Origin of the sequence: Anaeromicrobium sp., from assembly GCF_025210435.1 — a bacterium.
GTDB lineage: Bacteria > Bacillota > Clostridia > Peptostreptococcales > Thermotaleaceae > Anaeromicrobium.
Genome location: NZ_JAOART010000003.1, coordinates 1 through 13,401, shown reverse-complemented (window position 1 = coordinate 13,401; position 13,401 = coordinate 1). Strand labels below are relative to the sequence as shown.

Genomic DNA, 13,401 nt, shown 5'->3' with positions numbered 1-13,401 from the left:
TCCATAAAATTTTTAAAAATATATACACTATTGATTTCTTAAAACACATTCTTTAACGGCTTTATAAATCTTTTCTCCACTTGTTCCATCTAAACATTCATAAAATTTAGATGCAATCTCTTTTCTTTTTTTAGCTAACGGATCATACCCTTTGGCTATTTTTTTCGCAAGTTCAAACCAAGGTTCATCTTTATCAAAAAAATAATAAAATGTATCTGATGGAATCAATGAACTTTCAGGCATTTTTTCACCTAAATAAATCACTTTTTTCTCTGTCAACAAATACGAATCCAATATAGAACTAAAATTTGTTAGTAAAACATCTGCTACCTTTAACGCAGGGAAGTAGCTTTCATTTTGATCTAATATAGTATTCTTAACATGAGGACTTTTGTTTTTTATTGCCTCATAATAACTCTCTAAAAGACCTGACAATTCTGGTGCATATCTTTTTACAGCAGCTTCGGTTAACGGATGCGGTCTCCAAATTAATGCTACATTATCAATATACCTAGGAATATCAAGTATTAAATCTAGCATAACAGCAGCAGCTCGAATATCATTAACAAAATATAAACATCCAGTATTAAGTAAAAATACTGTCTTCCCTTCAATAACGTCTTTCCACTCATCAGGAAATTCAGTATCTTCATTTAAAACTTTTAACATTCCATCAAATTTAGGTGAACCAAGTGTTAAAATCTTTTCTTTTGGAATCCCATCTCTTAATGCCTCTTTTTCTACAAATTCCCCGGCAAGCACCACTTTATCTACATTTTTGATAGTTGGAAGTTTATATGACATGCGTGAATCATCCTTCTCTGCCTTAACTGGTGATGAAATATGGTATGGTACATAAACCAACATATCTGTATATTTTTTTAAATTTGATGTGAAATACTGCTCAGATACTTGTGTAATCGTATTGTACTGATCATAAATATTATGTACGAATATAATATCTGGTTGTTCTGTTTCCAAATCATAATTATTATAATTCACCTTTTGAATATCTTCAGGAAATAAATCACCTTCATAAACTGGCTGGACTGATTCGTGTTCTAATTTATAATAAGGAATAGGAACAACCTTCGCTACACAATTAGAGTCATTTACAGCCGCCTCATATATGGTAGCCAGACTATCCCACATCGATTCCTTGTATGGGAAAAATACTACATTAAGTTGTTCATTAACTTCCTCTCTTAATACAGATTTAAGTAAAACAACATTTTTTTTCAGTTCTTTAACATAAGAGTCATTAATGATTTCTATATTATTTAACCCTAAAACAAAAGCATCTTGAATTTCATCTAACAACCTAAGTGTCTTTACAGGGGATGTTTGTTCTTTCTCAATATGACCCATTATAGACTCAATTGCTTCGTAACAATCTGAAATGAATACTTTTTTATCTTGTACTTGGCACAATAAATTTACCATTTCTGTAATTGTATCTAGCAATTCTAAAATTCTATTTTTCAAAGATTTAATCATATAAATTACCCTCATTCTACATTTTAATTTGTTTTGCCGATTCGATTATATGTTTATTTATTGGAACTCCACCATTACAATACTTACACATATGCAAATAACCCTCATTTGTATATCCCATATTATACTCTAAAATTATTTTCTTTATATTTTCACACTCATTTAATAAATCAAAATAATTTTCATCGTCTTTAAATTTAGAAAGTACTACATTAGCATGTTCTGATGGCATACACATTATTAGACTTTTGTCTTTTAATCCTCTGCAACGTATATCACATTTCTTAAATAATGAAATGAGTTGTTTTGATGTGAAATCACTATTATCCACACTTTCAAATCCAAAATCAACCCACTGATCATGAAAGATTTCTATTATTTCTATACCTTGTTGATTCAAGTAACTCTTCAATTTTTCTAATTTTTTATTTAAAAATGGTAATGATTTAGTATAATCACTAATTTCAACAACAATTTTATTTTTTTTCAAAACATAAGCTAGTTCTTTATTAGGTACAATAGTTCCATTGGACACAATTACTATTTTTCCGATTTTTTCTAAGTAATTTTCGCAAATATATGATACATACTCTGTAAGATTAGAAAACAAAAATGGTTCTCCACCAATAATACTTAATCTTTGCAAATAATCTATCTTAGAAAAAAAGCAATCCATATCCTCCTTTAGACTTTGTAGCTCATAATCCTTAGGATCATTAACATACGGAAATAAACATGAACATTTTTCACATTTTAATGTACATCTCTGAGTAATTGATGTTGTCATTTCTTCAAAATACAACTTATCATATCTATACAAACTAAAAATAGGGAAATAAAATTCAACAAAACGGTTATAAGCAAAACAATTTATACACTCTTTATATCCTGATAATAATAATTCTTTTAAAATTACTGGCGTATTTCCCATAGACGCTGCCACTATCACAATATGGTCACCATTAGGATTAATTTTGAAAAATTCTTCAGGAGAAATTACTTTCTTACCTAAATATCCACTTTCCTGCTTTTCAATGTTCCCATCTACAAATGCTTCAATACAATTAATAAATTTAATATTTTTATATAATTTTTCACCATACATGCCAGCACCATAGATATACACTCTGTTAATATTTTTAAACAATTTTCCTATTTCATCAAACTGATGACCTTTATTCGTCCACTTCATTATGACACCTCTTAATCCTTATTTCTTTTCAACTGTTTTGCAACTGGAACAGGTTTTTTATTAATTGTACACCAACCTGCACAACGTCTACAAAAATCTACATACCCGTTTTCAGTATAACCCATACGAAACTCAACTAATTCCTTTTTATTTTCTGATGTAATATTCCTCAAATCAAAATAGTCATTTTCTGACTCAACGTTCAATCCGGCTTTCATAGCAAAGCTGGAAAAATTACAATTATATATTTTGCCATCACGAAACTCTATCCAAGGAATTTGACACGCATCATGATAATCAATCAACTCTTCTTCAGACATATATGAATTATCTGTTGTCATTGGACATAAATCAAACCATACATCCACTTTATTATCAACAAAACTAATATCAAAATGATGGAACTTATCCATTATAGTAGCTCTGATATGTTTTTTTTCTGGCAATGCTTCCGTATAATCATCAAGATAAACAAGAACATCATATTTTTTTAAAGCCTGGCATAATTTTTCTGAAGGTACTATAGTACCATTTGTTACAATTTCAAAAGTTCGTATCTTACTTCTATAATTTTCTCCAATATATATTAATAAATCAGCAAGTTGTGGATACAAAACGGGTTCTCCACCACAAATCTGGAACCTAACTGTATAATCAACACAATTAAAATAACAGTCTATATCCTTTTTCATTTCTTCTATACTTTTAGTAATATGCTTTTTTATCTGGGGATTGAAATTTAAACAACTTTTACAATTTAGATTACATACTGTACTAGGCATAGTTGCTCCTGAATAAAAAAACACCTTATCTTTAGCATAAACACTGTATATTGGTAGATAGTAGTCAATAAATCGATGTATAGTGAAAAAATTAATACATTCTAAATATCCAGCTCGTAACAATCTTGTTGAAATGTAATCCATATTTTTCATAGAAACCGCTAATATAACAATCTGATCATCTTTGGGTAATTTCAAAAAAGCTTCAGGCGATATGACCTTTACACCACAATAATCATCTTTTTGTTTTTCTTCATCTGCATCGACAAAAGCTTCAACACAATCAAGAAATTTCACATAAGAAAATAACTCTGCTCCCAATTTCCCTGCTCCGTAAATATAAATTTTATTTCTATTTACAAAATGATTTCCTATATAATCTAACTGATGACCTCTATTTGTCCATTTCATAGTACCACCTCTTAAGCATTATTTCTTTTGATCTGTTTTGCAACAGGTACCATATTTTTATTTATAGAGACCCATCCTGCACAAGTTTTACAAAAATCAACATAACCTTCATTAGTATAACCAAGTCTAAATTCAACTAGTTCTTTTTTCATCTTTGGAGTAAATTTAGATAAATCAAAATAATCATTTGAATTTTCAACAATCAAACCAGCTTTCTCTGCATAATGTGCATAATTACATGCATATATTTTTTTGTCTCTTATTGTTGAAAATGGATTATTACATGCATCATAATGGTCAATAAGTTCCTTTTTTGACCAATTTGAGTGGTCTATTCCTTTTGGATATATATTAAACCATTCCGTAACAAAATTTGGAGTGTATTGAATACCATACTCATTAAACTTATTCATTATTTCATTGAATTTCTTGTCTCCATCTTTTAATGCATTTCTATAATCATCTAAAATAACATGAACATCATTCTCTTTAAGTATCTTACACAATTCATCCGAAGGAATAACACTTCCATTTGTAACAGTTTCCAGATTAAAAATTTTATCTCTGTAGTTTTCTTCAATATATGAAATCAAATTGCCAAGTTCCTTATATAAAAATGGTTCTCCCCCAGTAATCTGAAAGCGATCAATATAATCTATTGCAGTAAAAAAACTGTCAATATCATTTTTTACTAATTCAAAATCATCGGTAATATGATTTTTTATATATGGATTAAAATTTAAGCAACTTTCACAATTCAAATTACATACTGTACTCGGTAAAATACTTTGAGAAGAGAAAAAAACCATATCATAATTATATACAAAGTGTATAGGTAAAATAAAGTTCATAAATTTTTCATATGCAAAACAATTAAAATCTGAAACATATCCATTTTTTAATAATATATCTGTTATTTCCACTGTATTGAATGGTGATGCTGCAACAATAACAAAATGATTTTCTTTTGGACTGTTAAATAATTCTTCTGGTGATAAAACTTGAGTACCTAGATAACCATCTTTCTGTTTACATTTATCTGCATCCACAAAAGCTATTTCCCAGTTCAACCACTTATTACACGACCTTAACAGTTCAAATAACTTACCACCCTTTAAAGCTGCACCATAGATATAGACTTGATTTTTATCCTTTAATAACATACCTAAATCATCAAACTGATGTCCTTTACTTGTCCATTTCATACTTATTGTCCTTTCTTTTCTAATTATATTCTAACTATTAGAATTTTTAATCATTTCCATCAACGTCTTATTAAAACTCTTTATCAAATATCTGCAATCCTCAGACTCATAATTAATTTTTGGATTGGTATATAACTCCTCCAATTGAATAATAGGAGGAATACTGAATAAAAATCTATCAATACTCTGTTTTGTAATAAAATATTTAAACCCATTTTCGTTTAATTGCTTAAATACTTCATCAGAAGCTAACATGGAAATAATTACTAATATATGTTCTTTTTGTTTTTTAAGTTCATCAAATGAAATACAAGGAATATTCTCAATAAATGTACCCTTTTTTTGAGGATCATTATCTGCAAAACAATCAACAGTGATACATCTACCTCTTAAATCTCTAAGCAATCTTTTTCCAAATCTTCCCGCTCCAAAAATGCACAACTTGTCAGTTTTACCTTTTGAAATATTTTGCAAAAAACTAAAAAGTTCATATTGTTTGCTAAAATAATCTTTAGGAATCGGTAATTCATGTAATTTTTCTAAAATAAATTTACAAGTAACTTTTCCCTTTGGAATAGGTCTTAATAAACATAATAATCTATTATAAAAATTATATACTGAACCACACATTAAACACATTTCATCTTCCGTCAGCATATCACAAAAGTTTTTGAACATCTTATTATATTCTGGTTCATGACATGCCATTGTACGACTTCCTTGATCTTTATGCAACCTAGTTATAAACAGCTCCTCTTCTACGAATACTGATTTTTGATCCCTCATTAGATGAAATAAAAAAACAGAATCTTGAGTAGCTATAAGGCTTTCATCATATAAACCAACACGTTGAAAATGACTTTTATGAATTAAGATACTGCATCCATGAATGCATAAAAAAACTGGAGCAAAATTACTATTTGTCAACTGTTTAAGTGTATATTGATTAAGCCAATTAACAGGGGTTAATTTTTGTGATTCAACATCTAATACGTCATAGTTAGAATGAACAATTGCAGTCATATCCCCATTTTCACGTAAAGCTTGTATTTGCTTCTCGATTTTTTCAGGGTAATACATATCATCGTGAGAAAGCCACGCAAAATATTCACCTTTCATATTTTCAATTCCTAAATTAACTGCTGTTGCAACCCCACCATTTTGTTTTTTTAAATATCTAATTTTTTCACCATAAGATAAAGCAATCTTTTCTGTTAAACCATTATCATTAGAGCCATCATTTATAACTAATACCTCACAATTTTCATAGGTTTGCGCTAATGCGCTGTCAATGGCTTCCCTTAAATAATTTCCTCCATTGTAAACTGGTATTACTATTGAAACTAGTGGATTATTCATTGAAACCTCCTCAAATAATTATTTATTCCAAATATTTTTGTTAATAATCCCCACATAACTCTGAATAATACGAAGTACCGTTGATGAAATACCTATTTCAGAATAATCTGTAACCGTAGAACCAAAGTCACTATTTTGTGCCATTTTCACTGCCATATCAACTGACTGCAATATCTGTTCTTCTGTAATTCCTCCAATTATAAAGCATCCTTTGTCTAGGGCTTCCGGACGTTCCGTAGAAGTTCTAATACTAACAGCCGGAAATCTACAAATTGCACTTTCTTCCGGCAAAGTTCCGCTGTCGGATACTACACAAAAAGCATTTTGCTGAAGAAAACTATAGTCTGTAAATGAAAATGGTGCAAGCTGCTTAACAAGGGGGTGAAATTTGAACTGCCTCTTCTCAATTAAATTGGCACTACGTGGATGTACCGAATAGATAACAGGCATCTCATACTTCTTTGCCATTACATTGATAGCATTCATCAGGCTAAAGAAATTTTCTTCAATATCTATATTTTCTTCACGATGTGCTGAAAGGACAATATACTTTCCCTTTTCTAGTGATAAGTTTTCTAATATCTTGCTTTTTTCAATTTCCTGTTTACGTGCATATATGACCTCTGCTATAGGTGAACCCGTTACATAAATATGTTCCTTGCGTACACCCTCTGCCAGCAAATAACGGCGTGCATGTTCTGTGTAAGGAAGGTTTACATCAGAAATATGATCTACAATTCTCCTATTTGTTTCCTCTGGAAGATTTTCGTCAAAGCATCTGTTTCCCGCTTCCATATGAAAAATCGGAATTTTTAACCTCTTTGCTGAAATAGCAGATAGTGCGGAATTTGTATCACCAAGAATTAACAAAGCATCAGGTCGAAGCTTTGCCATTAAATCATAAGACTTTGAAATAATATTTCCAATGGTCTGTCCCAAATGATCACCAACCACATTCAAATAATAATCAGGAGTTCGAAGCTGCAAATCTCTATAAAAAATTTCATTTAGATTATAATCGTAATTTTGTCCCGTATGCACAAAAATATGTTCAAAATAGGAATCGGCCTTTTTTATCAATTCAGAAAGTCTAATCATTTCTGGACGAGTTCCTACAATAGTCATTAATTTTAATTTTTTCAAAATAAACACCCCCTTAAAAATAGTGTGGATACAGTTCCTTATGAGCAAAAATCCAATCCCTTGTATCCTTTATCATTTGTTCATAAGAAGGAACTATAAAGTTAAAATCCTTTCTATTATTTATTAAGGACTTATCAACATGAACCGAATCATCTGACAAAATTTCAACTTGCTCCTTCTTTAGATAACAATTGAATAACTGTAAAAGCTCAAACTTGCTAATTGTTTGATTATTCACGAGATGATAAAGTCCACATAAATCCTCCTCTAATGCACGTTCAATGGCCTGTGCTAAAGTTATTGTGGAAACTCCTGTCCAAATTGCCGAGGTAAATCCATTCACAGATCCATCTTGTTTAAGAAACCAGTTTAACAGTCCAACTCCATTTTCTTTTCGGTCCGGGCCAATTATTGATGTTCTGATAGTCAGATTTTTTGTATCGTTAATTTCTCCCAGCGCCTTTGTTCTTCCATAAAAAGTATCACTATCCTTAAAATCATCTTCACCATATGCACCACTCTTACCTAAAAAAACACAATCTGTACTTAGATGAATAAATTTTGTTTTTGTATCTTTTAAACAATCCACAATAAAATGAGGAAGATAGCTGTTGAGAAAAATACCATCTGCTATATGATTATCTACTTCTTTATTGAGAACACCAATACAGTTAATCACTGCATCAAAGGGTTCACAGGTAACAGCTTCTTCTAAAGTCTTCTTATCTAAGGCATTACCTACAATATTTTCACAATAGGAAAGGGGAGTTTTTGAAAAACCTGTAACCCTATGTCCCTTTTCACGAAGATATATTGCAACAAGGTGCCCTGCCATACCTCCCGTACCCAAAACTAGAATTTTCATTTAATTAACTCCTTTTGCACGTAATCCAATTTTAAGAGCTTTTCCTTAACCTGTTCCACGTTTAAAATTGTGGTATTATTTGAAGTGTATTCTGTAATTATGTTTTTTTCCGTCTTACCAACTTCAAAATACTGGGAATAGTTCAGTTCCCTATTATCAGCAGGAATCTGATAGTAATTACCCAAGTCCCTTGCGTGTATACATTCTTCTTTAGTAAGCAAAGTTTCATAATCCTTTTCACCATGTCTTATACCAATATATTGAATTTCATTGTTCCCCTGAAATATTTCTTTTACCGCTTGTGCCAAAACACCAATTGTACATGCAGGAGCTTTTTGTACCATAATATCTCCCGGTTGTGCATTTTCAAAAGCAAATAGAACAAGTTCTACGGCCTCCTCAAGGCTCATAATAAACCTTGTCATATTAGGGTCAGTAACAGTAATGGGTTTACCCTGCTTGATTTGATCAATAAACAATGGAATTACTGATCCCCTTGAAGCCATTACATTCCCATACCTTGTACCACATATTACTGTTTTATCCGTAGTACGTGATTTTGCCACAAATACGCGCTCCATCATTGCTTTGCTTATTCCCATAGCATTGATTGGGTAAGCTGCCTTGTCCGTGGAAAGACAAATAACTTTCTTCACCCCTTCTGCTATTGCAGCAGTCAAAACATTCTCTACGCCCAAGATATTAGTTTTAACTGCTTCCATGGGGAAAAACTCACATGACGGCACCTGCTTTAAAGCCGCAGCATGGAAAATATAATCCACTCCAAACATTGCACTTTGAACACTATGCAAATCTCGCACATCTCCCAAATAGAATTTAACCTTACTACTATTATATAACCTTCGTATATCGTCCTGCTTTTTTTCATCTCTTGAAAAAATGCGTATTTCTTTAACATCTGTATCTAGAAAACGCTTTAAGACAGCTTTCCCAAAAGAACCAGTTCCACCTGTAATCATTAACGTCTTATCCTTAAACAAAGTGTATCAACTCCTTCAACAACCATTATTATAGAGAAATTTCATCTTCTGCACTAGGACAATATTTAGAAATATCTTCTCCAGCATATAATTTTTCTATCACTTTAATGTGTTCCCTCAAATCATAGCCAACTTGTGTAATCAAGTGGTCATTTTTTATGCGTTCATAGCCCCTCCCAGTTTTCACAATCCATTCTACCCAATCAGAAGTGGAATCTGAAATATACTCCAAATTAGGGGTAATTTTTGCTTCTGTAGAAATACTCTCACTTGCAAAGCATTTCAACCCTGCTACTTGTGCTTCTATAAGAACAATAGGCAGACCTTCGAAGCGAGAAGGTAATAAAAAAACATCCATTGCCTGTAGGAGTTGTGATACATCCGTACGTTTCCCCATAAACATCACTACGTTTTCCAAACCATATTCTTTCACCTTCTGTTGAATTTGTTTTTCCAACTTACCGCCACCTATGAACATAAGTCTTGCATTGGGCATTTTTTCATATACCTTTCGAAATATTTCAATGAGCATATCATGATTCTTTTGATAGACAAACCTTCCGATATGGCCTAAAACAAAGCACCCATTAAGGCCTAACTTTTCCCGGTAATCCTTCCTACTTTCAGGACAAAAACTATATGTTGGTACATCAATAGCATTTTTTAATATGTGAATGCTATTCTTAGGAATTTGCTCACCATACAACCACTCTGCTGCAAGCTTAGAACAAGCACAAAAGTCTGTAGCATATTCTAATGGAAGCCTATTTTTATAGAAATTGTGTTTTTTTATATATTCTTTTCGCTGTTGCTCGTCCAATACATCAATCATCGTGCTATGGGAGTGTACGATTACTAAGGGGCATTTTCTTTCCATAGCAAGCTTCTCTACTAAATAACCTTTCCAAAAGGATGTGTGAAGATGAACAGCATCATAGCCCTCATCTAAGATTTCATTAACTTCTTTAATAAATTGTGATTCATTTTCTTCTGATGAACATGTTAAATAATGAATTTTGCACCCTTGGTCAGTAAGTTCATCTGCAAAATCCAAAGTTTTGCTTCTTGTTGCAAAATCAAACTGAAAACGACTTTTATCTATAAATCTCCAATTTTGTAATGCATATTGTGTAATTCCACCACGTGCATTAGCAATGGGAAATTGTAATATCTTTATCTTTTTCATATTTCACCTCAAATTAATACTTCATAGTAACTGTATTTTCTTTTCCTAAAAATGCCTCAATGATTTCTGCAATAGCAACCGATTCTTTTGGAGTCAGTTTAAATCCTTTTCTCTCATTACCGTTTATCATGGAGATAAAATCACTCAGTTCATAACGAAGGCCATCTCCAGCAAACTTAGAAAAGAATTTTTCATTTTTATCCTGCTCTTCATGTCGTATTTCAAAATGCTGGGTTTTCCACCAAGGTGCTTCCACATGAATATATCCTTGTGTACCAGAAATCAAAAGCTGTCCTTCTGATTTTACTCCTAAACCAACTTTTCCAGTAGCAACAGATTTTTCATATTTCATATGAATTTTTGTATATAAATCAATACCATTTTCATCTACAAAAGTATCAAATCTTAAATCCTTGTAGTTTGTGCCAAGTAACTTCACAATTGCAAGAAGTGGATAACTGGCAAGTTCCGTAACACTTCCTCCGTTTTCCTCTGGTTTCAATTCCCTAATATCCCCCGCTACTAACTTTGTAAAACAAGCTTCCATATCACGTATCATACCGATTCTACCACTTTTGGCAATTGCCAGGAGCTGTAAGAATCCTGGCGCATAAGCAGTTTTAATTCCTTCTAGCAATATGAGACCTTTTTCCTTAGCAATATGATAAACTTCTTCTGCCTCATGTGCATGTAAAACCATAGGCTTTTCACTTAATACATGCTTCCCCTGTTCTAATGCTTTGCGTATATATTCATAATGTGTATTATGAGGAGATGCTATATAAACCGCATCAATTTTCTCAAAAAAAGCTTCCAAATCATCCGTAAAAAACTTCAACTCAAATTGCTGGGCGAACCTTCTTGCACTATGAATAGATGGATTATAAACCCCCTCTAAATTCGTTCCACTTACATACTTAACTTCCGGTGCAAATCGTGTAGCAATTCTACCACTTCCAATAATGCCCAATTTGACAATTTTATAATTTTTCTGTCGTATCATAGTGCTAGAAATTCCTTTTGTACGTTCCAGATATACAACATCACAATATTGTTTTAAGAATTCAAATTTGCCCTTCCAGTCTGAACCTACAACAAAAATATCTATTCCATACTTTTGAATATCCTTAACCTTTTGTCCTTCGTGGTCTTCTATAATAATTTCATCCGCAAGTCCAGTCTGTTTAATATTCTCGATTCTTTCCATAAGAGAATCAATCACATTCAATTTACCTCTATATTCATCGTATTGCTCTGTTGTTACTCCCACAATTAGATAATCTCCAAGTTCTTTAGCTCGCTTTAAAAGTCTATAATGGCCATAGTGAAACAAATCAAAAGAACCATAAGTAATTACCTTTTTCATTTACTCCCCCCTATCTCTGTATTATTTTTATATACCTTAGGATTAAGCTTCCCCTTTTCAGAAGGCGAAAGCCTATATCGGCTAGCTGCATGTCCATTACGCTCCTCTAGAGGGGGAAACTCGTGGTAATTCCCAAATTTAAAAGTTAAATATTCATCATAATCTTTAGGGCCAGGAAAATAATGGCCCTCGAATTTTATATCTTTAAGTTCCACATACCACCTTCTATAATAACCATAATAGCCATTATCTGGAGTAGGAAAGGTTAAAATTCTAACCATCTGTGTAGACTTTTTATTACTTTCCCTCATTAGACTGTTATACAGTAAGAAAACAAAATTTCTTGGAAATAATGAAATACAATGGTATATACCACGCATGATTACATTTTTATCTGATTTTGCTCCCACCGCAGACCAAAGCATTTTTCGAATAACAGTGCATGCCAAATTATGAATTCGACGAACATAAATATTATCTGGCACATTATCTAACGGAAATATATCAATAAAAACTCCAGTGGGATAAGGCATATGTTCCTGACCCTTACGAACAAACTCTGTTCCCACGCGTCTGATTTTCCCATATCCCCAACGATAACCATGAGTATTAGAATGTGTTTGCAAAAAAAAACGTGTGCCATCTAACTCCTTTTCGCATACCTTACAAAACCTTTCATATTCAGGGCGAAGCATTGCCACATCAGCATCATCATCCCAAGGAATATACCCCTTATGTCGTACAGCCCCTAGGAGAGTTCCTGCTATAATACAGTACTGAATATTGTACTTTTTGCAAATACGATGAACCTCTAGTAGCATTTCAAGCTGTATTAATTGCATTTTACGTAAGTCCTCAGACGACATAATATTATATTGTGTGTCCATAAAAACCACCTTTTTATCTAAATTATAAATTAATTTAAGCCTAATAACCTTGTTTATTAAAAATCCATATAAATAATCTGGATCTATGGTTGAAGATTTAAAGAACCTATATATTCTTTTTATTTTACTTTCTTCAGTTGCATCTATAAAACTATCTTTGAGTTTTAGATATATCAGAATTAACAGCTCATTCTGCTAATAATTCATTCCATCCTACTATTTGACTATTAATTTCCAATTAAGTATAATTTATGCTAATAAATATATCGACAGATGCTATCATTTCTTTACATATATTTCATATTTTTCATGTAAATATGTAGTAATTGTAAAAAAATTACCGTCTTGAAAAATAAAGAATCCAGTATAACTACGTAAAATTTGTACAAACAATCACAACAAATTTGGAAATATAATTCCAGTAATTATTATGTAATTCAGTTAAATTTAGCATAGATTTCAGCTTGTTTTTTACTGGAATAATATAACATAACAAAATAAATCATA

At 31.7% G+C, this 13,401-nt stretch carries 11 protein-coding genes; all 11 read right to left on the bottom strand.

Going from position 1 to position 13,401, the window contains the following annotated elements; translation table 11 throughout:
• Window positions 1-27 precede the first annotated feature (27 nt).
• Genes N4A57_RS00265 through N4A57_RS00215 form a run of 11 tightly spaced genes read right to left on the bottom strand, consistent with a single transcriptional unit; the run spans window position 28 to window position 12,894 of the window.
• Entirely contained in the window at window positions 28-1,497 is a 1,470-nt protein-coding gene (locus tag N4A57_RS00265) for a hypothetical protein (RefSeq protein WP_293655262.1), read from the bottom strand.
• Between the two features lie 16 nt (window positions 1,498-1,513).
• Window positions 1,514-2,689, bottom strand: a complete 1,176-nt coding sequence (locus N4A57_RS00260) for a radical SAM protein (RefSeq protein ID WP_293655260.1) — start codon at window positions 2,687-2,689, stop codon at window positions 1,514-1,516.
• An 11-nt stretch (window positions 2,690-2,700) separates the two neighbouring features.
• Entirely contained in the window at window positions 2,701-3,882 is a 1,182-nt protein-coding gene (locus N4A57_RS00255) for a radical SAM protein (protein WP_293655258.1), read from the bottom strand.
• A gap of 11 nt (window positions 3,883-3,893) precedes the next feature.
• Window positions 3,894-5,087, bottom strand: a complete 1,194-nt coding sequence (locus tag N4A57_RS00250) for a radical SAM protein (RefSeq protein WP_293655256.1) — start codon at window positions 5,085-5,087, stop codon at window positions 3,894-3,896.
• Window positions 5,088-5,117: 30 nt separating this feature from the next.
• Window positions 5,118-6,446 (bottom strand): glycosyltransferase, encoded by a 1,329-nt coding sequence (locus tag N4A57_RS00245; protein ID WP_293655254.1) that lies wholly within the window; start codon window positions 6,444-6,446, stop codon window positions 5,118-5,120.
• Between the two features lie 18 nt (window positions 6,447-6,464).
• Complete coding sequence (gene wecB, locus N4A57_RS00240; RefSeq protein ID WP_293655252.1) at window positions 6,465-7,589, bottom strand: non-hydrolyzing UDP-N-acetylglucosamine 2-epimerase; 1,125 nt, start codon at window positions 7,587-7,589, stop codon at window positions 6,465-6,467.
• A gap of 13 nt (window positions 7,590-7,602) precedes the next feature.
• The gene (locus N4A57_RS00235) at window positions 7,603-8,454 is read right to left on the bottom strand and encodes an SDR family oxidoreductase (protein ID WP_293655250.1); all 852 of its coding nucleotides are present in this window, start codon (window positions 8,452-8,454) and stop codon (window positions 7,603-7,605) included.
• Window positions 8,451-9,455: a polysaccharide biosynthesis protein gene (locus tag N4A57_RS00230; protein ID WP_293655248.1), complete on the bottom strand. Its 1,005-nt coding sequence runs from the start codon at window positions 9,453-9,455 to the stop codon at window positions 8,451-8,453. The genes N4A57_RS00235 and N4A57_RS00230 overlap by 4 nt, the downstream gene beginning before the upstream one ends.
• Before the next feature lie 28 nt (window positions 9,456-9,483).
• Window positions 9,484-10,641 (bottom strand): glycosyltransferase, encoded by a 1,158-nt coding sequence (locus N4A57_RS00225; RefSeq protein ID WP_293655246.1) that lies wholly within the window; start codon window positions 10,639-10,641, stop codon window positions 9,484-9,486.
• A 13-nt stretch (window positions 10,642-10,654) separates the two neighbouring features.
• Window positions 10,655-12,007, bottom strand: coding sequence for a Gfo/Idh/MocA family oxidoreductase (locus N4A57_RS00220; protein WP_293655244.1), 1,353 nt, complete (start codon window positions 12,005-12,007; stop codon window positions 10,655-10,657).
• Window positions 12,004-12,894: a LicD family protein gene (locus N4A57_RS00215; RefSeq protein WP_293655242.1), complete on the bottom strand. Its 891-nt coding sequence runs from the start codon at window positions 12,892-12,894 to the stop codon at window positions 12,004-12,006. The genes N4A57_RS00220 and N4A57_RS00215 overlap by 4 nt, the downstream gene beginning before the upstream one ends.
• Between the last annotated feature and the right edge of the window lie 507 nt (window positions 12,895-13,401).